The organism is uncultured Chitinophaga sp. (assembly GCF_902168175.1).
Classification (GTDB): domain Bacteria; phylum Bacteroidota; class Bacteroidia; order Chitinophagales; family Chitinophagaceae; genus Chitinophaga.
In genome coordinates this window covers 66,404-89,052 of the sequence record NZ_CABHOU010000041.1, presented here as the reverse complement: position 1 = coordinate 89,052, position 22,649 = coordinate 66,404, and the positions used below count along the sequence as shown (strand labels likewise).

17 protein-coding genes are annotated in these 22,649 nt (G+C 49.0%); 5 read left to right on the top strand and 12 right to left on the bottom strand.

What is annotated here, in order from left to right:
- Positions 1 to 426: 426 nt before the first annotated feature.
- Positions 427 to 3,015: a zinc-dependent metalloprotease gene (locus tag QZT80_RS08480; RefSeq protein WP_295120465.1), complete on the top strand. Its 2,589-nt coding sequence runs from the start codon at positions 427 to 429 to the stop codon at positions 3,013 to 3,015.
- A 132-nt stretch (positions 3,016 to 3,147) separates the two neighbouring features.
- Here QZT80_RS08480 and QZT80_RS08475 read toward each other — a convergent pair whose 3' ends face one another.
- The 6 genes from QZT80_RS08475 to QZT80_RS08450 form a co-directional block, all read right to left on the bottom strand.
- Positions 3,148 to 4,215 (bottom strand): TlpA disulfide reductase family protein, encoded by a 1,068-nt coding sequence (locus tag QZT80_RS08475; protein WP_295120463.1) that lies wholly within the window; start codon positions 4,213 to 4,215, stop codon positions 3,148 to 3,150.
- Positions 4,202 to 5,584, bottom strand: a complete 1,383-nt coding sequence (locus tag QZT80_RS08470) for a RagB/SusD family nutrient uptake outer membrane protein (RefSeq protein ID WP_295120461.1) — start codon at positions 5,582 to 5,584, stop codon at positions 4,202 to 4,204. Before QZT80_RS08470 ends, QZT80_RS08475 begins: the two co-directional genes overlap by 14 nt.
- Positions 5,585 to 5,607: 23 nt before the next feature.
- A complete protein-coding gene (locus tag QZT80_RS08465; protein WP_295120460.1) occupies positions 5,608 to 8,985 on the bottom strand; it encodes a SusC/RagA family TonB-linked outer membrane protein in 3,378 nt (1,125 codons plus the stop codon).
- A 240-nt stretch (positions 8,986 to 9,225) separates the two neighbouring features.
- Positions 9,226 to 10,209, bottom strand: coding sequence for a FecR domain-containing protein (locus QZT80_RS08460; RefSeq protein ID WP_295120458.1), 984 nt, complete (start codon positions 10,207 to 10,209; stop codon positions 9,226 to 9,228).
- A gap of 98 nt (positions 10,210 to 10,307) precedes the next feature.
- On the bottom strand, positions 10,308 to 10,892 hold the full coding sequence (locus QZT80_RS08455; protein ID WP_295120456.1) for an RNA polymerase sigma-70 factor: 585 nt from the start codon (positions 10,890 to 10,892) through the stop codon (positions 10,308 to 10,310).
- 324 nt (positions 10,893 to 11,216) lie between these two features.
- Entirely contained in the window at positions 11,217 to 12,083 is an 867-nt protein-coding gene (locus tag QZT80_RS08450) for a diacylglycerol kinase family protein (protein ID WP_295120454.1), read from the bottom strand.
- Between the two features lie 101 nt (positions 12,084 to 12,184).
- On the opposite strand from QZT80_RS08450, the gene QZT80_RS08445 reads away from it, so the two are divergent.
- The 3 genes from QZT80_RS08445 to QZT80_RS08435 all read left to right on the top strand — a co-directional run bounded on the left by QZT80_RS08445 (position 12,185) and on the right by QZT80_RS08435 (position 15,174).
- On the top strand, positions 12,185 to 13,216 hold the full coding sequence (locus tag QZT80_RS08445) for a LacI family DNA-binding transcriptional regulator (protein WP_295120452.1): 1,032 nt from the start codon (positions 12,185 to 12,187) through the stop codon (positions 13,214 to 13,216).
- A gap of 62 nt (positions 13,217 to 13,278) precedes the next feature.
- Positions 13,279 to 14,103 (top strand): hypothetical protein, encoded by an 825-nt coding sequence (locus QZT80_RS08440; protein WP_295120450.1) that lies wholly within the window; start codon positions 13,279 to 13,281, stop codon positions 14,101 to 14,103.
- Between the two features lie 219 nt (positions 14,104 to 14,322).
- Positions 14,323 to 15,174: a hypothetical protein gene (locus tag QZT80_RS08435; protein ID WP_295120448.1), complete on the top strand. Its 852-nt coding sequence runs from the start codon at positions 14,323 to 14,325 to the stop codon at positions 15,172 to 15,174.
- A gap of 61 nt (positions 15,175 to 15,235) precedes the next feature.
- Here QZT80_RS08435 and QZT80_RS08430 read toward each other — a convergent pair whose 3' ends face one another.
- Both QZT80_RS08430 and QZT80_RS08425 read right to left on the bottom strand, forming a co-directional pair.
- Positions 15,236 to 16,660, bottom strand: a complete 1,425-nt coding sequence (locus QZT80_RS08430) for an alpha-L-fucosidase (protein ID WP_295120447.1) — start codon at positions 16,658 to 16,660, stop codon at positions 15,236 to 15,238.
- 17 nt (positions 16,661 to 16,677) lie between these two features.
- Positions 16,678 to 19,191 carry a glycoside hydrolase family 2 protein gene (locus tag QZT80_RS08425; protein ID WP_295120446.1) on the bottom strand — a complete coding sequence of 838 codons (2,514 nt, stop codon included), beginning with the start codon at positions 19,189 to 19,191 and terminating at the stop codon, positions 16,678 to 16,680.
- Positions 19,192 to 19,330: 139 nt separating this feature from the next.
- On the opposite strand from QZT80_RS08425, the gene QZT80_RS08420 reads away from it, so the two are divergent.
- Positions 19,331 to 19,501 carry a DUF6728 family protein gene (locus tag QZT80_RS08420; protein ID WP_295120445.1) on the top strand — a complete coding sequence of 57 codons (171 nt, stop codon included), beginning with the start codon at positions 19,331 to 19,333 and terminating at the stop codon, positions 19,499 to 19,501.
- Here QZT80_RS08420 and lpxB read toward each other — a convergent pair.
- The 4 genes from lpxB to QZT80_RS08400 form a co-directional block, all read right to left on the bottom strand.
- Entirely contained in the window at positions 19,498 to 20,598 is a 1,101-nt protein-coding gene (gene lpxB / locus QZT80_RS08415) for a lipid-A-disaccharide synthase (protein ID WP_295120444.1), read from the bottom strand. The two genes, QZT80_RS08420 and lpxB, sit on opposite strands and share 4 nt — an antisense overlap.
- A gap of 14 nt (positions 20,599 to 20,612) precedes the next feature.
- Complete coding sequence (locus QZT80_RS08410; RefSeq protein ID WP_295120443.1) at positions 20,613 to 20,945, bottom strand: hypothetical protein; 333 nt, start codon at positions 20,943 to 20,945, stop codon at positions 20,613 to 20,615.
- Positions 20,933 to 21,706, bottom strand: a complete 774-nt coding sequence (gene surE, locus QZT80_RS08405; RefSeq protein WP_295120442.1) for a 5'/3'-nucleotidase SurE — start codon at positions 21,704 to 21,706, stop codon at positions 20,933 to 20,935. The genes QZT80_RS08410 and surE overlap by 13 nt, the downstream gene beginning before the upstream one ends.
- A gap of 159 nt (positions 21,707 to 21,865) precedes the next feature.
- A complete protein-coding gene (locus QZT80_RS08400; protein ID WP_295120441.1) occupies positions 21,866 to 22,645 on the bottom strand; it encodes an ABC transporter permease in 780 nt (259 codons plus the stop codon).
- Positions 22,646 to 22,649 lie beyond the last annotated feature (4 nt).

The following is a 22,649-nucleotide window of genomic DNA, read 5'->3' as shown; positions in this document are numbered from 1 at the left end:
CGTGGGAATCGATTGGAAAATTTTCAAAGTTGGACGCACAATTTAAGAAAATTATTAAAAGTTCCAACAGAAATTTTGTTTTCCACATTATAGGGGTATTTCCCCGCTGGTATTGACAATGCCGCCTTTATCCATAACCTAGCATACCCGCTTATCATCGAAAATGTCATTTTGACCCTTTTTAACGCGTTCTCATTCCTACACCCCTCCTTATATATATAATAGTTATTTATGCAACACTTCCTACCCTCTCAAACCGCCTCTTTTTTCCATTCTTAACCCTTTTTAGACGTTTATGGAATTTACTGATAAGTTAACACTTTATGACTTTATTTGCATCCTGGCATTTTACCAACCATTTTTAGTAGTCTATGCCTGTTCCTAACTGTATATCGAAATCAAACAATCATTAATACCAGATCAAACATGCATTTACACGGCAAATTTGTGAAGGCCGTTACGGGTATCATATGCGCAACCTGCATATTTACCGCAAACGCCGACGCACAAAGAAAAAAGAAAAAAGATCAACCCACCACTCCTACGCCAGCCAGCACTACTGCCCGTAGAGACACTACAGCCAGACCAATGATGGGTCAGGGCGGCCCTTCTACCGGCGCCCCTAAAGCTGCACCTAAAAAATTCGCTGAGTTCATTACACCTAAAGCGGTTTCGGATTCGGGCCTCTTTAATGTGTACAAACAAGACGACCGTTACTTCTTCGAGATCGCTGATGCCCTGCTGGGTCGCGATATCCTCGTTGTAAACAGGATCAGCAAAGCTTCAGCTGATATGCGCTCGGGCATGAGCGGTTACGCCGGCGACCAGATCAACGAAAACGTGATCCGCTTCGAAAAAGGACCTAACAACAGGATATTCCTTAAAAACATCTCTTTCTCCGAAAGGTCGAAAGACTCCTCTATGCCTATGTACACGGCGGTGATGAACTCTAACCTCCAGCCGGTAGTTGCGTCTTTCGATATTAAGGCGTTCTCTAAAGGCAACAACGGTAGCGTTATTGATCTTACTGAGTATATCTCCGGCGATAACGATATCCTCTTCTTCGATGCCCGCTATAAAACTGCCCTGAGACTGGGTATGCCACAGGCGGATAAATCTTACATTCAGGATGTAAAATCTTTCCCGAATAACACGGAAATCAAAACGGTTAAAACGTACAGCAAATCCGGCGCCTCTCCGGTACCTGGCATGCCGCCTTCTGGTGGCGGTTCTGCTACCGTGGAACTTAACAGCTCGATCGTATTGCTGCCTGCCAAGCCAATGCAGCCGCGTTACTTTGATAACCGCGTAGGTTACTTCGCTACGGGTTACACCGACTTCGATGCCGATCCACAGGGTGTTAAAAGAATTGCGATGATCACCCGCTGGCGCCTGGAGCCTAAGGACGAAGACAGGGCTAAATGGATGAAGGGCGAACTGGTTGAACCTAAGAAGCCTATCATTTTCTACATCGACCCTGCTACTCCTGAAAAATGGCGTAAATACCTGATCCTCGGTGTTAATGACTGGCAAGCTGCCTTCGAACAGGCTGGTTTCAAAAACGCGGTAATGGCTAAAATGGCCCCTACCAAAGAAGAAGATTCTACCTGGAGCCTTGAAGACGCCCGCTACTCTGCGATCGTTTACAAACCTTCTGATATTCCTAACGCCAGCGGTCCTCACGTACACGACCCCCGCTCCGGCGAAATCATCGAAAGCCACATTAACTGGTACCACAACGTAATGCACCTGCTGCGCAACTGGTACCTGGTACAGTGTTCCCCTAACGATCCGCGCGCACGTTCTATGCAATTCAGTGATGAGCTGATGGGCGACCTGATCCGCTTCGTATCATCTCATGAAGTGGGTCACACCCTGGGCCTCCGTCACAACTTCGGTTCCAGCTCTGCCTTCCCTGTAGAAAAACTGCGTGATAAAGAATGGGTAAAAGCTAACGGCTTCGCTCCTTCTATCATGGACTACGCCCGCTTTAACTACGTAGCACAACCTGGCGACGGTATCACCGGCGCCGACCTGTACCCCCGCATTAACTTCTACGACAAATGGGCGATTGAATGGGGTTACAAATATGTACCTGCTAACTCTGCGGAAGAAGAAGTGCCTGTCCTCAATCAGTGGACAATCAACAGGCTGAAAGATAAAAAATACTGGTTCGGTACAGAGTCTAACCCCGACGATCCACGTTCGCAGAACGAAGACCTGGGCGACGATGCGATGAAAGCCGGCACTTATGGTATCAAAAACCTGCAGCGCATTATTCCTAATCTGCTCGAGTGGACTAAAGTGAAGAACGAAGGTTATACCGACCTCGCTGAAGTGTATAGCGAAGTATTAGGTCAGTTTGGCCGTTACAATGGGCACGTGGCTAAAAACATCGGCGGTGTTTACGAAACGCCTAAAACGGTAGAACAAACCGGTGCTGTGTACGAAATCGTACCAAAAGCTACGCAGAAACAGGCAGTGGCTTTCTTACAGACTAACCTGTTCACCACGCCTAAATGGATCATTAACACTGATATCATCAGCCGCATCAACGCCAACGCTACTACCCTGGTATTGTCCAGGCAGGAGCAGGTGCTTGCCCGCCTGTTAAGCAGCAACACGCTTAACAAAATGGTAAACGCCCAGGCTAACTATGGCGCGAAAGCGTACCCTGTAGACGAGTACCTGAACGACCTGAAAAGAGGCATCTTTAAGGAAGTGGCAGCGGGCCAGCCTATTGAGGTGTTCCGTCGTAACCTGCAGAAGTCTTATGTAACGGCAATGATCAACATCGTTAAACCTCAGGAAACTGCCCCTAACCCAATGGTAATGGCGATGGGCGGTGCAGCCAGCGCTTCTCCGATGAAGAGCGATGTATACAGCGTTTCCCGCGCTCACCTGGTAGCACTTCGTAACGAACTGCGCGCCGGTGCCGGTAACGCCGATGCCCTGAGCCGCTACCATGTTCAGGACCTGGTGGAAAGGATCAACAACACACTGGACCCTAAATAAGTTCGGTATATATACATTATAGCAAGGGGGCGACTAAAAAGGTATTATACTTTTTAGTCGCCCCCTTCTTCGTTTTAGAAGATGCTCACTATCGTTCCTAATTTGCTCCTATTTAAAAGGAAGCTGTAAGCGTTATTGAAACAGGGTTTTCAATTTTTCTTCGAGTTCTTTCCCATGTAGCGTTTTTGCAATAATCTTTCCGTCGGGGCCAATCAGGATATTGTCCGGAATAGCTTTGATGTTGTACAACCCTGCTGCTTCGTTTTTCCATATCCGTAGGTCCGATACATGGTCCCACGTGAGCCCGTCATCTGCAATCGCTTTTGTCCACGCCAGCGAATCTTTATCGAACGATACGCCAAGTATTTTGAAATTCTTATCGCTGAATTTCTCATAAATACGTTTCAGTTCCGGATTCTCGTCGCGGCAGGGCTTGCACCAGCTGGCCCAGAAGTCGACCAGCAGGTAGCTGCCTTTATAGTCGGCGGTGCTGATTGTTTTGCCTTCCGGGGTTTTGGACGAAAAGTGCAGTGCGGCCTGCCCGGGCTCCACCCGGCGTATAGTGGCCAGCTCCTGCTGCAATGCAACGCCAACGGCTGATGTCAGTAGTTTTGGCGACAGGCGGGCAGCGAGGCTGTCAAGTGTTGCCAGTGAACTGAATCGCACCATTTCCCGGAGTTTATACAAACTTACATAGCTGTCAGGATACTGTTTAATGAATGCCGGTAAGATCACACCGTATTCCTGCTGCTGCAGTTTTTCGAATACGCCAAGTAAACTATCTCTCTTACTCCCATCTTTTTGAAGCGCAACAAACAGCTCATCACTTCTTCTGCTGATCTCTGCGGTCGCTTTTTTATAGCGTTCGTACGAGACCTGTGTCGCTCCCCCGGCTACCTTTGAATAGGCCACGGAATCAGGTTTGATAAACACATTTGTTTCACCTGCATCCACGAAAAAAGACAGCGATGCTTTATTTTTCATATAAATAGATGCCTGCTGCGGATGTTCCAGTTTGCCGGTGAATGTAAACTTGCCATTAACGATCTGCGTGGAGTCTGTTGGAGAACTTACCCCCGTATTTCGGTACATGTATATCTTCTTCCCTTCTGCCCCATCTATATGGCCTTTTATTGTATAACCTTCACCCGTTTGCAGGTTAACCGCCATTAACAGGCACATTAAATTAATAACCATCATTCTGATCCAGTTTAATATTACGTGTTAGTTCAGTGGCCGGGAACGGGAAGTACAGGCGAGTGCTGTCGCGACCTTTATCCTTAAGAAATGGCAGGGCCGATTTAAAGCGGCGCATATCCTGCCAGCGCCTGCCTTCGCCCACCAGTTCACGGCGGCGTTCTTTTTCAATCTCAGCGAGAAAGGCTTCCGGACTGGCAAAATCGCCGGCTGACTGAATGCTGGCATTTCGTGCGGCACGCAGCTCGTTGAAATAGGTTACGTCTACAATACCCTGCCTGGCCGCAGCTTCTGCCGCAATCAGGTAGGCCTCGCTGATGCGCAGCTGGGGGTAAATACAGTACACATTGCCGGCGGCCTGTAAGGTGTCGCCGGAGTACTTCAGCAGGTAGTTCAGCTGCCTGCCTACAGTACCGTTCATCTGCATGCGGATCACTTCACGACGGGTATCGCTGGTTTCGTACAGGGCTACCAGCTGGTCATCCATCCAGGTAAGTCCGGTGCCGTTACCGCGGAAAGGAGCGGGAGGGCTATACAGGGAGAAGAGCCCGTAACGATCGTAGGCCGATTGTACCGGCCCTTCGGCAGTTTGAAACAGCATTTCACGCGCGCTGCTGTTAAAGCGGAAGATCGGCGAAAATGATCCGGTTAAAAGCTGTCTTTTACCGGATGTAATCACTGCAGTAGCGAGTGTCTGCGCTTCGGGCGCACGGTCGCGCTGCAACAGTACACGGGCCAGCAGCAGTTGTGCCGATTGTTTAGACATCCGGTTGGGGGAAGTAAAATCACCCATCAGCGGAATGGCTTGCTGCAACTGGCTGATAATAGTGTCATACACTTCCTGTTCGGGCTGTTTGTTGCGCCTGATGACATTTATATCGGTTTCACTTTGTGTGGTGATAATAACGCCGCCGAATATTTCCGCCAGTTGTAAAAAAGCGAATGCCCTTAAGGTAAGCGCCTCTCCTAATGCCTGATGAAGAGCAGGATTGTTGCGCTGGCGTATAAAGTTGATCAGGAAGTTTGCGTTGCCCACCGTACCATAGGCCGACGAATAATACCGGCCAATGCCGAAACCATCGGCCGGATAGGGTTCGCAGGCCTCGTAAGCCTGCGGGTTAAACTGAGCCGGGTTACCGCCCTGTATGGACACAATATCGTCACTGTAGATGTCCGTCATCGGGTAGGACTGTGGGGGCCACGAACTAAGTGTTGTTTTGTAAACACCGTTCAGCAATAATGGTACATCCTGTTCGGTGATCTGTTTCTGGCTGATGGCCGTATCGGGCACGGGCTGATCGAGGTAACGGTCGCAGGCTGTTAGCCCCGCTATCATGATAAAAAGTATGGTGATAATATTTTTAACAGACATGTTTGATCTTTTTTAAGGTGATGCTAGAAACGTATATCAAAGCCTATGGAAAAAGAGCGCGGCAGTGGTGCAACCGACTGCTGTATGCCGCTTTCCAGCGCCTGTTCGGGATCATCGGCAAGCAGGGCTTTATCTTTGATCGTAAATACGTTTTGTGCGGATACATACAATCTAACCTGCTGCATCGCTATTTTACCCGTGTACTGTGCCGGTACATCGTAACCGAATGTGATGTTCCGGCAACGCAGGTAAGAACCATCGAACAGGTAGTGGGTAGATGCCCGGGTATTCCAGTCGGTGGTACTGCCTTCGCCATGCGGACCTGTAATGGCCCTGGGATAATAACTTTTATCGCCTGGTGTTTTCCAGCGGTCCAGCACCCAGTCAGGCTTATTGCTCATTACGCCGGTATATATATCAAACCCATAGTTGCGTGCAGTTTGCTCGCTGAAGTTGAATATTTTGTTGCCAATGGTAAACGCAAACTGTGTATTCAGCGTAAATCCTTTCCAGCCTAAATCTGCGGTAAAGCCGCCGGTTGATTTAGGTTGTGCAACCGCTACAAATACCATGTCCGCGGGAGTAATCATCCCATCTTTATTACGGTCTTCGTACATCAGGTCGCCCGTTTCGGGATTCACGCCCAACGATTTATATAATTGCAGCATGCCCACGGGTTGACCCAGACGGATGAACCCCTGCGGACTGCCGGGGTAATACACGCCATAACCAATTACGGAATCGCGCAGTTGTGTTACTTTGTTACGATTAAAGTTGGCCACTGCGCTAAGCTCCCACTTAAACTGCTGCTTGCCCGAGGTTTTGTTACCGTAGGAAACCGACAGGTCTATCCCTTTATTTTCCATACCGCCGAGGTTCACACGCTGCGATATAAATCCGCCACTGGACCAGGGAATCTGCATACTGGTAAGCAACCCATCGGTTTTCTTCATATAATATTCAGCGGTAATGCTCAAACGGTCGTTCAGCAATTGTACGTCCAACCCTATATCGTACTGGCGCGTGCGCTCCCATTTCAGGTCAGGGTTACCCATGGTGGTACTCAGCCGGAGTGCGGGTGAATTAAGGTGGGGCACGCTGTTTACGAGGTCTTCCACATCAAACAATCCCAATGGCCTGATGTTACCGGTAATACCATAGCTGCCGCGTACTTTCAGCAGGTTGACCAGCGACTGTTGCTTCAGGAAAGCTTCTTCCGATAGTATCCATCCGCCGGAAACAGCCGGGAACCAGGCATACCGGTTATTACGGAGCTTCGAGGAGCCGTCGCGACGCAAACTTGCGCTCAACAGGTATTTGCCATCCCAGCTCATATTACTGCGCAGGAAGTAAGATTCGGTAAAGTCTTCGTATTTACGGTTGCCCGACATATAGTAATTGGTTACCGATGAGGCATTACCTGGTTCCCACAGACCAGACGACATGGGAAAGCCCTGGTAGTTAAATGCTGTCGTTTTATACTGGTTGCCGGTAAATTCCTGCCCCAATACTGCATCGCCCTTCAGTTTGCTGAACAGGAAGCGCCATGTAAGTACGTTATTCGCTGTATACCTTAAGCCGCTATTGCCTTCGCTGATATAATCGCCTTTTACGCCCTGGCCGCCATAACTGAGGGGCGACATGAAATATTCCTGGAGAATGTCACTTTTGGAGCCTGCAAGCATGGAGCGGAAGGAGATGTTCTTAGTAAGGCTGGCTTCTGCAAATACATTACCGGTATAGTTCCAGGCGTCGTTCTGGTTTTTATGATAACCTGTTAAAATGCCTAAAGGATGTTCCTGTAAGCCATAGGCGTATGCCCAGGTACCATCCGCAGTTACCGGAATAGAATCCGGCGTATCGGGGCGGGCGTTAATGGCGCCTCCGATGGCACTGAGAATGCCATCGCGTACCACTTTTGACACTGCCAGGTCGGCCCCCATTTTAAGCCAGCGGTTCACCTTTTGTGTAACGGCCAGTTTGCCTGAATAGCGATCGAGCTTCCCCACACCATCGGCCGCCGATTCGCTGTACTTTCCGAACGAAAAGTAATAGCTGGTTTGCTCGCTGCCACCGCTCACATTAGCCTGGATGTTGCTGAGTGGCGCGTTGCGTGGTACCACGCGGTCCAGCCAGTTAATATCCGTATCGCCCATTTGCAACTGGTTAATCTGCGATTGCATAATCTGCCTTTCGTTTTGCAGCTGCGTAATTTGTCCGGGTGTAAGCCCGCCGGCACCCAGTTGCCGGTCTATATCGCCGATGCGGTTGCTGCGGGCCTCTTTAAATACGGTTTCGTATTCCGCACTGTTAAGCGGCCTGTAACTAAAACGCGAACTGGCTTTACCCCAGTAACTGTTTACGGTTACCACGGGTTTGGCACCGAATGTTCCTTTTTTGGTGGTGATCAGTATAACGCCCTGTGCGCCACGCGCACCGTAGATGGCCGACGAAGCGGCATCTTTCAGTACCTCGATCGATGCAATGTCCTGAGGATTCAGGTTCATCATACTAAAGTTGGCGTTCGCACCACTCGGCGCCGCATCTATTACCAGTCCATCCACCACGATCAGCGGGTTGGAGCCGGAGCCGGATACATTGCTCTGGGTGGTTTGTATGCCGCGGATCATGAAGTTGGGCATGGAGCCGGGCCCCGAACCTGTATTTTGTACGGTAAGGCCTGCTACCCGGCCTTGTAATGCCGTAATGGAATTGCTCACCATGTTTTCTTCCGGCTTAAGCGTACCTATTTTGGCAATGGAGCCAGACAATTCCCTTTTCTGCTGGGTACCATACCCAACCACCACTACTTCATTTAAACGCGAACCGCCTGTTTGCAACGGTAGTTGTATAAAGAAGTCGTTGCGGGCGTCCAGCGCTACTTCCATTTGTTTGTAGCCTAATGAACTGATCACAAGCACTGCATTTTCGCCAACACCGTTTAAGGAGAAGTTGCCTTCTTCGTTGGTGATCGTTCCTAAACGCGTTTGTTTCAATATTACGGTAGCGCCTATTACAGGCTGCCCGTCGTCGCCGGTCACTTTGCCGGATATACTCCTGGAGGTGTCGGCGGTAGTAGTGGTTTGGGCCTGTACGAGTATGCGATTGTCTACCTGTTTAAAAGTAAGCGCGGCGGGCGAAAGCAGCGACCGGAGTACTTCGGCCAGGTTATGTTTACCCGGGCGGGTACTAAGGTGGCGAATGTTGCTGACATCCGATTTACGGTACATAAAACGGTAGCCTGTTTGCTTCTCGATTTTACGGAAGGCATCCAGCAGCGTTTCATCTTTCAGCGATAATTCGATCACCTGATCTTCGATACGCTGTGCATTTGCATTGGCTGCCAGCAGTATGTGTGTAAACAAAGTTACCAGGAAGGCGGCTAGTACGGATATGCGCATAATTTTAATCAATAGTGGCCATAGGGCTCGTATAAGAAAAACAAGCCCGTATCCTGCCTCGCGTGCAGAAAAAATCATAATTTTGGTTGTTAGAAGTGATACAAATTCCCGTTACAGCGGGTGTTTGAAAGCTAAAACATAAGCCTCTGCATAAAGCTTACCTGCAAGTAAGTTGAATGCGGAGGTTTTTTAATTAAGGTGGCTGGTTGTTACGGAACATACATTTCATTTGGTTGTTAGTTATTTACGGCTGATGCGCACGATTTTCTGATCTTTATCGTAAGTGTATGATGCGTTGTTGAAAGCGCAGATGCTGGTTAATACCTGTTCCAGGCTTTCGTTTTTGCCGAATGTGGTGGAGAAGCGCTGGTTAATGAGTTGTTCATCTTCGATTACGATGTTTACGCCAAAACGTTCTTCAAGCAGCAGTGCCGCATTTTTCAGCGTCACATCGTCGAATAACATATCATCGGCCTTCCAGGCCATCAGCAGTTTGGCGTCTGTTTTTTGCCGTATGGTTTCCAGGCTGGCGGTTTTAATCACAACCTGTTCATCCTTTGTAAGTACCGCCAGTGGCTGCTGCTGTTTCGTCACCTTTACCTTACCACTTACCACGGTTACAGTAATATTGTCCGCGCCCGGCAATGCCTGTACTTCGAAGGCAGTACCCAGTACTGTAGTTTGCAGGTTGCCGGTATGTACAATAAATATTTTGGATGATGCGTGACGAATGTCGAAAAAGGCTTTGCCTTCCAGGTATACTTCCCGTTTATCGTGACCTTCGAAAGAGGCCGGGTACAGCAGGCGGCTGCCCGGACTTACAATAGCCGTGCTGCCGTCCGGCAGTTGCACCAGGCTGTTTTCGCGCTCCGGTGCTACTTTTTGCTGATCAGCGATTACGGCCTGCTTTTCGGGCGACCGTTTCAATACCATTACACTCAATGTGCCGCCGGCCAGTATCGCAAATACGGCAGCGGCCTTCCACCAGCTAAAATAAACACGCCGCACAGCAGCCTTCTTACTTTCCTGTTGTGCAATTTTGTCCCATATGCCGGCGTGAAGCATGGTTTTGAGCCGCTGTTTTTCCGCGTCGGTAAGCAGGCCGGTAACGTCCTGCTGCGACTCAAAAATATCATAGTAGGCATGAATAAACCGTTCTTCTTCGGCAGTGGCAACACCTTCGCGGTAACGTTTTAATAATTCAAGAAAATAAGCTTTGTCCATAGATTGTAGTACGCTCTATGATAATGACAGGCGAAAAGAATAAAATCCCACGCGTCGGCAATTTATTTTTTCTGACGGGGATTACCGGGGCCTTCCCGCTATGGCAGATGAACAAAAGCGATCCCCCACATCAGCAGCGCCAGCGACGCCCGCAGTTGCGCGAGTGCTTTTCCTAACTGGTTCTGTACTGTTTTACGGGAAATCTGTAATTGAAGGGCAATTTCTTCTGTAGAAGCACCTTCTTCGTAACTAAGACGGAATATGGCCTGCCGGGCGGCGGGCATGGTGTTTACCAGCGCATTATAAGCCAGTAATAATTCATTTTTCAGCGCGTTCGCATCGGCCTGGTCGGCCCTGGAAGAGGGGAGTTCCATCAACAGTAGTTCGGGAATGGACACAAACTTTTTGCCCGCTTCTATTTGATTGAGCACCCGGTTGCGTACCGCGGTAAACATATAGGCAGGCAGGTTGCGGATCTCCAGTTCATGCCGTTTGGTCCAAAGCGTCAGGAAAATGTCCTGCGTAATATCTTTGGCCATATCGGCATCGTTCAGGCGTTTGAAGGCTGCGGAGTACACCTGTTGCCAGTAACGTTCGTACAACTGATTGAACGCATCACTGCTGTTGTTTTTCATCCTGCCCAGCAGCAATGCATCGTCCCCTGTATGTCCATTATTCACCATGTGTCCGCCATGAAGATAAAAATAGGATTTGACTTATTCCAATTTATGCAGCAGCGAATGATGGATGGCCATACGAACAGCAAGCGAATGATCTTCAAAATAAAGTGGGACAAGCTTTGGGAATTCTACTCAGCCGCCGTTGTGTCACTCCCTTCAGCGGGCACAACAACACTGGGCGGGCCATACAGTGCTACTATGATAATAACGGCGGCCCGGGTGACGTTCCTGCTGCCTGTTCCATATCTATACCCCTGTCGCAAACACACCCGTGTGCTAAAAACAGGTCTCACCCTCCGCTTCACCATACTCTCTCCTTACTTCCACCTAACTCCTGAACCTGTATTTACAGGGGGCTACCATGATGTTAAACTCCCTGCCCTTACCATACTCTCCGTCAAGGTGCATATCCAATGGCGCGGGCGACTCTATCCGTATACCACGGGTGCGTACGGAAGAGATGAAGGGAACGTTTTCGTGGCGGCCTGTCCTTACCTTGTGCAAATTAAACAGCCGGTCCCAAAGAGAGGTTTCGCGGATGAGTATCACGTCGAGCATAGCGTCGGCAAGGTTAGCGTCGGGGGCTATACGGAAGCCGCCGCCGTAAGAGGAGCCGTTGGCGATCGTGATCATGAAGAAATAACCGTTAAAGGCGGCGTTGTCGGTATTGATGGTGAGGTAACGTTCCTTATAGGAGAATAATAGCAGGAACACCTTGGTATAATAGGCGAGGTGGCCGCTGAGCCAGCTGCCGCGGCGCATGTTTTTCACTACTTTGCCGTCAAAACCCAGTCCCACGCCGTTCAGGAAAATGCGGTTGTTGCACATGCCGGCATCCAGCCAGCGCACCTTGCCCTCTATGGCTATCCGTATCTGCTCGTCGATCCCGAGGCGGGCACCGTGCAGGGAAAAGGCAAAGTCGTTGCCCGTACCGGCACTTATGAGGCTGATAGGTATGATAATCTCTCCGAAATGGTTCGCCACATGGTTGAGCGTGCCATCGCCGCCAATAACCAGCAGGTCGGTGAATGTGCTGAGCGAGGGTGGTAACTCGTTGTCAAAAACGGTGTAAAGGATGCCCTGCTTCCCGAAAGCGCTGCTCACCTTTTGCAGCAAAGTGCGCATATTGCCCGTTCCGGCAGTGGGATTGCCGTAAATGGCGAAATTTCTGGGGAAATTTTCAGTTCTTAACATCCAGGCGATTATAAGGAGTAGGGGTGTTTACTAAAGTTAAGGATAAAACCAGCGATATCGTATTAATTCCTTAATATAGCTACCGATTATAAGCACCCAAAGTGAAAGAACGTAACAGCACCAATAAAATAACGATCTACGACATCGCTAAAGCGCTTAGTCTTTCCGCTTCCACGGTATCGAGAGCACTGCAAAACAATCCCCTGATTAACGAGGATACGCGTGAAAAGGTGCAGCAAATGGCTACCGAAATGGGTTATGTACCCAACTGGATAGCTTCGAGCCTGCGCAAAAAGCGGTCGAACATCATCGGCCTTATTGTACCCCGAACCTCCATGTACTTCCAGAGCACCGCCATCAGCGGTATTCAGCACGAAGCACATAAGTACGGGTTCAGTATCGTTATAGGCCAGTCGGACGAAACCGTGGCCATGGAAAAAGAACTGGTACACACCTTTTACTCGCTGAGGGTAGACGGGCTGCTGGCCGTATCGTCCATGTTCACCACCAACTTCGACCACTTCAATCCCTTTGTTAAAAATAATATCCCCCTGATATTCTACGACCGGGTACCGGCCGATTTCAAGGGGTATACGATTACGGGCGACGACTTCAAAGGCGGTTTCCTGGCAACGGAGCATCTTATAGAACAGGGCTGCAAACGTATTGCCCACTTCTCCGGGGTGTTAACCTGTAACCTTTACCAGCAACGCCTGGCGGGTTATAAGGCGGCACTTGAAAAGTATGGCATCCCTTTCGACGAGAAACTCGTATCTGTTCATAACCTCACCCTGGACGCCGCACTGGAAGCCAGCGAGCAAATGCTGGCCGGTCCCGACCTGCCCGACGGACTGTTTTCTGCGAATGATATGTCGGCCGTAGGTTTCATACAGGAGGCCAGGAGGCGGAACATCGCGATACCGGAGCAGATCAAGGTGGTGGGCTACTCCAACGACCTTTCTTCCCGTATTATCACCCCCTCGCTTACTACCGTGGAGCAATCGGGGTATAAAATGGGCGAAAAGGCCATAGAAACGCTTGTACAACTCATTAACCAGGACGAGAAAAGCCGTATCATCAAAAATTATGTATTTGAAGTAGAACTCATCAAAAGAGATTCGACCCGGAAATAATGCCTGAATTGTAACATTTTCGACCATTCCAACATCTATATTACGTACCTACAATAAACTATATGAGAATCTATGTATTCCTGTGCCTGGCTGTTATTACCTGCGCCTTTAGCGCATGTACAGAAACCATGCATGTTTATGTGCCCAGCGCCGTAAACGTTCCCCTGTTAAAAGAAAAAAATGAAGTTAAAGGTCTCGTATCCCTCAACGCCGCTCAAATTGCCTACGCTCCCACCGATCACTTTGCCGTTATGGCTGGCGGACAGTGGGTATTTAACCGTAGCTGGCTGTATGGCGGCGATAATGGAGAGTACTATGGCGACGACGACGTGATCGACTACGATGCCCGGGGCAGCTCGGTGGAAGTAGGAGCAGGTTACTTTACCGCCCTCGATGAAAAACGCAGAGCGGTGTTCGATGTGTATGGCGGTGTTGGCATAGGTAACTTCCGCACCATCGACGATGCGTATTATCAAAACGCGGGCACCGATAAGAAAGTCGATTACAAGGTAGGCAGCCGCTTTACTAAATTCTTTGTGCAGCCTTCCATTGGCCTGTCGCATAAAGTAATTGAGGTAGCGTTTACGCCGCGCTTTTCTGTAGTACGCTTCCATAGTCAAACCAGGAACTCACTGGCGTTTGCCAATGATCCGGAGGGCCTGGCCAACTTTACTTCCCTTAACAATACCTGGGTACCTTTCCTGGAACCTACCGTTACTTTTAAGGTGGGTTACAAGTACATCAAATACTCTATGCAGCTCACCGTATCAAACGCGCTGCGCGATGATGAATACAGCGACACTTACATCACCGACTACTTTCAAAGGGTAGCCTTTAACGTAGGCGCATCGTTCAACTTCGGCAGTTGGCTGAATGCGAAAAGATAAAACACGCTCCCCTGTCGTTACCGCGGCAGGGGATTTTTAGTTTGGCCCAAAATCTATCACCGTATGAAACATTTATCGGCCCGGACTTCGCACTCAGCTGCTCCCGGTAATGAAGAGATCACCGCTAAATGACCGCAGCCATGAAATAAAAAATACCGATCTTTAAGCACTGTTATACTGATCTATAAACATCCTTTATCACGCTCAACCATCCCCTGCATGAAACAATCACTTATTCTGATTCTTTCCGCGTTTACCGCCATCCTCTGCTCCTGCTCCGACAAGATGCACATTTATGTACCAAACGCCGTAAATGCGCCTGTTTTACAGGAAAAGAACGAACTGAAGGCCAACCTTACGTTTACCAACTATCAGCTGGCCTACGCTGTTACCGACCACATAGGCATTATGGCCAACGGCCAGTACGTGTTCCGCTTTGACAACGGCAACAATCCCGACGACGATCCTACGTACCCTTATGATAATGATGTACGGGGCGGACTGTTTGAAGTGGGCGCCGGTTACTTTAACAGGTTCGGCAGGTCGCGCACCAAGGCTAAAGTGTTTGAAGTATATGGCGGTTATGGGCGTGGTAACTTCAGAACAGTAGCCGCTAATTATTACGATACAGAAGATCCGGTGCGCAGCACCAAACGTGATTACAAGATCACTGCCGGCTTCGATAAGTTTTTTATCCAACCTGGGTTCGGGATAGCGCACAAAGTGGTCGACTTCTCAATTGCCAGCCGCTTTTCGGTACTGCACTTTAACAAAGCGTCTATAGGCCCTCTGGCTTTCCAGGACGATGATTATTACCAGCAAAACTTCCTGGAATTCCGGGACAAGTGGATGGTAAACTGGGAACCTGCGGCTACTATCAAAGTAGGCTTTAAGTACGTGCGTTTTATGGGACAGATCGGGTTTGTTCTGCCGTTCGACAGGGCGCCGAACGTGACCGGCAGCAATAATGCCGAATATGACGACTGGGACCATGGCGAATACTTCCAGCCGATCAACTTTCACCTTGGCGTATCCTTCCACTTTGCCAAATGGCTGAACGAAATAAAGTAGAAAAAGCAGAAGGCCATCCGTAACGGAATGGCCTTCTGCTTTTCTATCTATTCAAAAATTATTACCCCAGTTTAATAGCTACTGCGTGTGAAAAAACACTTTTGCGGGCCGACGCTGGTATAGCGATCACGGTTTCATCGCCGTTCGCTTTCCAGGATAAATTTCCTTTAGCGCCCAGGATAGATACTTTCGTTCCTTTTTTCAGGTTCAGTCCTTTGAAGCTGATGGTGGCAGGCAGGCCTTCATTTTCCTCCAGCAGGTAGATGGCATAAATAGCGCCGCCGTTCTTCTTCTGGGTGAAACATACCTTTCCATCTTTGTAAGGCGCTACTGCACGGGTGCCATAAATCGCCTCACCGTTCTGTTTCATCCATGCACCTATTTCTTCCATGCGGGTATAAGCTTCGTTGTGCCACTCGCCGTTCGGGCCGGGGCCAACGTTGAGCAGGTAGTTACCGCCCTTGGCCACAATATCCACCAGGTTATGAATGATGGTATTTGTTGGTTTATACACATCATTCGGCACATACGACCATGAGCCGCCCATGGTCATACAGGTTTCCCATGGATAACTCAGTGGCTTCTCAGGGATCTGTTGTTCCGGCGTACGGTAGTTCTCGAACGGACCATGTACGCTGCGATCGACCACGATCAAACCCGGCTGATGCTGGCGCGCCATTTTAGTAATGCCGGCCATATCAATGTCCTGGTCCTGCGCAGGTGTTTTATTCCAGGAGAGTGATTCTTTGTTGTGCATATTCAGCGGACGTACCCAGCCGCCGTCCAGCCAGAGTATTTCCACGTTACCGTAACCCGTCATCAGTTCTTCGATCTGGTTATAAGTAAACTGCCGGAACTTCTTCCACCTGTCAGGATATTTAGCGATCTCGTAGTTCACGTTCCTGTCTTTCGGCGGGAAGTACGACCACCAGTAATTCTCCGTATTCCAGTCGGGCTTTGAAAAGTAAGCGCCTACATGGATACCTTCTTTGCGGAAAGCGCCGAATACTTCTTTGGTGATGTTCGCACGCGGGTTCTTGCTAAAAGGCACATTAGGTGCGGTTACACGATAGTCTGTTTGCTTCGTATCGAACATACAGAAACCATCGTGGTGTTTGGTGGTGAAAATCATGTATTGCATGCCGGCGCCTTTTGCCGCTTTGGCCCATCTTTCAGGGTCAAAGGCAGATGGGTTAAAGGTGTTGGCCAGGGCTTCGTACTTTTTAACATAGTCGTAGTAAGGAATGCCTGCGGGCGTACGCTGCGTCCATCCTTCATCCTCCGGGCAAAGGCTCCACGATTCAACGATACCCCACTGGGAATAAGTGCCCCAGTGCATGATCAGTCCGAATTTCCAGTCCTGCCAATCGTCCAGCTTCTTCGCCACCACCGGGTCCTTTTCGGGCACGTAAGGCGTTTCCTCCTGCGCTTTGGCGGCTGTAAAACACAGCATTCCAAGGCAACATGCAATCAATACTCTTTTCATATTGGTTAATTGTAGTTCTAATTATTTCCCGCGTTGTAAAGGCTGCTCACCTGCAGGCCTTTCTTCACCTGCTCCAGGCTGTTAGTAGTTGTTATCGTCACTGTTCTTTCCTCACCCGGCATCATGTCAAAGTAGTTATCGCCGAAATGGGAGGCATTGTCACTGTTTAAGAAAAGATACACGTTTTTCGCCAGCTTCTTTGTTTTCAGTGTTACGCTTATCACCCCATCCTTTTCACTTATTTCCTGCGTAATACCTGGTTCCGAAAGTGCCAGCGATTTCGGTTTAGCAAAATAAAACACATTATCGCCCGTTATCTGAGCGTTCTTTACCAATTTCGAATAGAATATTACCCTCGAAGTATCTACACCCTTTAATAACGCTGTTAAAGCGATGCTATGCTGCACCGCGCTGGTGTTCGCCTTTGCGGTAATCACCTGCTGCTTTTTCCAGATCACTTTACCCTCCAGGTCTGTTAGCGACAATTCCAGTTGCAGCTTTTCATCGGTGAGTTTGTCCGACACCACGTAAGTGTTTAGTTTATCTTTCTCTATTACGTTCGATACGAGTACCGGCTCGTAAGCTTTCTTCACGTAATAGTGCATTGCTTTCCATCTCCCGTAATAATCAATGCCCGACCACGAAGCGGCCGGCCAGCAGTCGTTTACCTGCCAGTACAGTGTTCCCATACAATAAGGCATCGCGCGACGGTGTGCTTCCATGCCCACTTTCATACCTTCCGCCTGCAAAACATGGTTGACGTATAAAAAAGATGAGAAGTCCTTTGGTTCATTGTAGTAATGTAACATGTAAGTGCGGATGGCCGCATTACCACGCGTAGTACTGCGCTGGTGAGCCATCATCACAAACGAATTGATATTATAATCACTTTCGTTCGCAAACCTGCGCACCGTATGCAGGTCGGGAAACGACTGAAAGCCATACTCACTCATAAAACGCGGCACTTTGGTCAGGAAAGCCTCAAACCATTCCATACCGTGCCATACTCCCCAGTAATGGTTATCGCCTTTGGTAAAATCCTGCGGCGTACCCCAGTTGCTGATAGGTGAGGAATGGAAATAGAAACGTTCCGGATCATTGGCTTTTACCTGGGCAGGCAACAGTTCTTTAAACAACTGATCATAACCTTTCAGCAGGGTGTTCCACTGCGCATCGGTATAACCATAACCATCTTTCCAGCCCCAGTTATTAATGGCAACACCAATTTCATTATTACCACACCAGAGTGCAAGCGATGGATGTGTGCGAAGGCGTTTGATATTTTGCGCAGCCTCTTCGGTTACCTGTTGCAGAAAGTCTTTGTCAGAAGGGTACAGTGAGCAGGCAAACATAAAGTCCTGCCATACCAGTATACCGTTTTCATCGGCGAGGTCGTAGAAGATATCGTTTTCGTAAATGCCGCCGCCCCATACGCGCACCATGTTGAAGTTGGCTTCTTTCATATCGGCAAACAGCTTGCGGTAGCGGGCGTCGGTAACACGTGGTAAAAAGTTATCCTGCGGAATGTAGTTGGCGCCTTTCATGAACACCGGCACGTTATTCACTTTTACGTAAAAGCTTTCGCCCAGGCTATCCGGCTTATTCACCACTTCGATGGAGCGCAGGCCTATTCTTTGGGTTTGGGTAGATAAGGTATCCTTACCATCCAGCAAGGCCACCTGCACATTATACAGTTTTTGCGCACCTAAGCCGAGCGGCCACCAGCGCTGCGGATTGCTGATGCTGAACGGCAGGGCCACGGTATGTTTTCCGGGCTGCAGGTCCAGTGGTAACACCTGATCTTTAAACGCTTTATCGAGGCTATGCACCAGCAAACGGTATTTACCGGCCTGCTGTACATCGATTACTGCGGTGGCGGAGAGGTCTGCCTTTTTATCGTCGAGTTTCAGTTGTTTCACCCACACGTCGTGCTGTGCGGCTTTTCCTCTCGCCTGCAGGTAAACCGGTTTCCATATACCGGAAGTGACAAGGCGCGGGCCCCAGTCCCAGCCGTAATGGTAGGGCGCTTTACGGGCGTAGATGCTTAAAGGGATGTCCATCTGGTCGTTGCCTGCGGGGTATAAGAAACCATCGCGCAGGAACTTCGGCATATCCTTTTTTATCGGACTGTGAAACACGATGCGAATGCTGTTGCTGCCTGCTTTCAGGTGTTGTTTTATTTCCGTTTGATGCGCCACGAACATGTTCTGCGACTGCAGCACCTGCTGGTCGTTTATGTATACATCGGCGTAGGTGTCCAGGCCTTCCGTTACCAGGTCAACAAACGGCTGTTGAAGCAGGCTGGCCGGGATATTTACATTAGTGCGATATTCCCAGTCGAGTTTATCCAGCCATTGCATTCCCTTTTCATTGGTACCGAAATAGGGATCAGGAATTTTCTTATTGTTGATCAGGTCCGTATGCACGGCACCGGGCACTGTGGCCGGCAACCAGTGGTTGTCGTCCAGGCGGCGGAATTCCCAGCCTTTATCCAGTGGAATACGTTGTGTTTGTGCAATAATGGTGTTCATAGCCCCCATCATTAAAAAGATCAAAATCACCGATCTGATCGAAAAAAGCCTGCTCTTCATGAAAAATCTTTGCATAAAAATGCTCAATTAATCACTGGCAGCCAAATTTGGGGGATATTTGCAGGAGAAAAGGACATTTATGAAAAGTATTTTTCAACAGATAGCGCAGTACCTGTTTCTCAGGAAAAAAGACCCATCGGCACCCGCGGGCATTAACACCCGCATGATGCATGGTATGAACAGGATATCCATCCTGCTGTTCCTGGTAGCATTGGTGATTATGATCATCCGCCTGTTCAGGCATCATTAAAGCATGTCTACAATTGCTTTGGCGGCGCGGCGCGAAGCGTTGCCTTCGCCCAGCAGCGTCCAGAGGGCAGCGTAGTCGGCTTTCATCTGCTGCTTTCTGTGTTCGTCTTTTAGCAGGAGGGTTAATTCTTTCAGCAGTTTTTCTTCCGTAAGGTCGTGTTGTATCAGTTCTTTCACCACCGGTTTATCCATGATCAGGTTGACCAGCGAAATGTATTTTACTTTAATCAGGCGTTTGGCCAGGAAGTAGGAGATGGAACTGCCTTTGTAACAAACCACTTCGGGCACACCGAACAAGGCGGTTTCCAGGGTGGCGGTGCCGGAAGTAACCAGTGCGGCACTGGCCTGCATCAGCAAAGAATATGTTTGTCCTTTTACCAGCGATACGTTGGGATAAGCTGATACAAAACTGTTCACGAAAGCATCGTCAAGACTAGGGGCCTGGGCTACCACGAACTGGTATTCGGGGAAGTAGCGGGCCATGGTGAGCATGATAGGCAGTTTCATCGTTACCTCCTGTTTGCGGCTGCCGGGCAGCAGGGCAATAACAGGCTTATCGGAAAACTTCGGCGCGGCAGGTTGTTCTCTCGCCTCTTTCACCACTTCTATCAGCGGATGGCCTACATATTCCACTTCGTAATTCCACTTATCCCGGTAATAGTCTTTCTCGAAAGGCAGTATCACCAGCATCTTATCCACCGTTTCCCTTATCTTTTTCACCCTTCCTTCTTTCCAGGCCCATACCTGGGGAGAGATGTAAAAAGCGACCTTGATTCCCTGCTGTTTTGCCCATTCGGCAATACGCAGGTTAAAACCGGGGTAGTCGATCAATACGAGAATATCAGGTTTATAAGCGAGTATATCTTGTTTGCAGATGTCGAGGTTCTTAAGAATGGTGCGCAGGTTCATCACCACCTCTATAAAGCCCATGAAAGCCAGGTCGCGATAGTGTTTCACTACTTTTGCGCCAGCCTGTTCCATCATATCGCCGCCCCAGCAACGTATATCGGCCGCTGTGTCCAGTTGCTTCAATTGTTTGATGAGGTTACTCCCATGCAGATCTCCCGAAGCCTCACCGGCGATAATGTAGTATTTCATGCTCCTTCTCCTTTCTAAAAAATAAGTTTGAGCAGCAAGATAACAATTGCGTACAACATGGTAACCAGGAAAATGCCTTTAGCCGTTACATCGCGGCGTTTGCGGGTGTACAGGTAAAACACCAGGCCATTGAGCAACAGCGATACGCTGATGAACTTAGGCAGCAGAAAACGATTAGTTCCCAGCAGCTCGACGAAACCGGTAAACGACAAACCTTTCGGTAAAAACGCGAGGAAATAATAGAGTATCATACCTACCACCGGGGTAAGCAGACCAAGTATGACGCCCAGCAGGAGGTTATCTTTTTTTAACATGGTATTAATGGGATTATTGGTCAGAACTTCCATTCGGATATAAGTTGTTGCTTTAGTTTATAATCGGTAAGATCATACTGTACAGGTACCAGCGATGTATACCCGTTTTCCAGCGCCCACACGTCGGTATCATCGCCCTCATCCAGGTTACGGAACTCACCGGTAAGCCAGTAATACTTCTTGCTATGCGGATCAACTCTTTCCTCAAACTCTTCTACCCATTTTGCATTGGCCTGCCTGCATATACGGATGCCTTTATAATCTTTAACGTCCAGCTTCGGAATGTTTACATTGAATAACGTTCCGGCCGGCAGTTTGGTATTGATCATTTTTGCTGTTACCTCGTGCGCTACCTGCTGCGGCAGGGTGAAATCCGCATCGTAGTTGTAATCGAGGTACGAGAAACCTACTGAAGGCACACCTTCCAGGGCTGCTTCCATCGCGGCCGACATGGTGCCGGAATAAATGATATTGATGGAGTGGTTAGCGCCGTGGTTAATACCGCTTACACAGATATCGGGCCTGCGGTGCAGGATTTTGGCCCGGGCCAGCTTTACACAATCTACCGGTGTTCCTGAACATTGCCAGGACTCTACTCCTTCGAAAACATCCACCTGGTCCAGCCGCAGCGGTGTTCCAATAGTAATAGCATGCCCCTTGCCCGACTGCGGACTGTCGGGCGCTACCACTACTACCCTGCCCAATGATTTTACCGCATTTACCAGCGCACGTATGCCCGGGGCGGTAATGCCATCATCGTTGGTAACCAGTATGGTTATTTCCTCATTTTTCAATTGTAAAGGCTTTAGACAACAAATTTAACCTCCGGCGGCTACAATCAGAAATATTAAATGTTAAATAAAAAAATATAGTATAAGAATATGAAAAAAAGGGAGGAAGATGGGAGATATTACCTCCCGCCTTCCTCCCTTGCTAAACCAGCTGTGATCTTATTACAGATCGGCCTTTGCCATTTTCCGGTACACCAGGTAACCGAACAGGCCTATATAAGCCACTATCGTAAGCGCATACACTGTAGGAGAATAAAGGCTTACGTTGGGTACCATTTTGTCCACTATCGGCAGGGGCATCATTTCATCGCCAGCCTGTATGGGCAGTAATGTAAATACCGATCCCACGTACTTCTTGCCTACCGCTACGATCAACTGCTCTACCCCCATGGTATAAGCCAGGTACAGCACCATGGCCAGTCCCGCACGTTTCACAAACATGCCGACAAACAACGCCATGGTTAACATCAGCACCATTTGGCCGAAATAGAACCACACGGCACTGAAATCGTCGAAGCCGATGTCGCTCTTGCCATACACCAGGCCCAGGCACAACCCGGTAATAACGGTGATGATCAGCGCAAATACGGAGAGGAACAATACCCAGAATACTTTGGAGAGCAGGAAATCAACCCGGCTCCAGCCATCGATTACGTTCTGGCGGTGTGTTTTAAAGGTGAACTCATTGGTAACCAATATAATAACCAGGAACCCGAAAAAGATGGTGAACAGGGACGTTACATTCCCCATCATGCGCCACACGGTATCGAAGTCGTAAAGGGCGATAGAAAACAGGCCTTTTGTTTCGCCTTTTATATTCCGGTTAAATTCGGCCACGATAATGTTAATGGCCGGTATAAAAAGCACGGCTACGCCAAACAGTACCCAAAATGTGCGGTACGTTCTTACCTTCAGCCATTCTGTACGTATAATATTGAACATGATG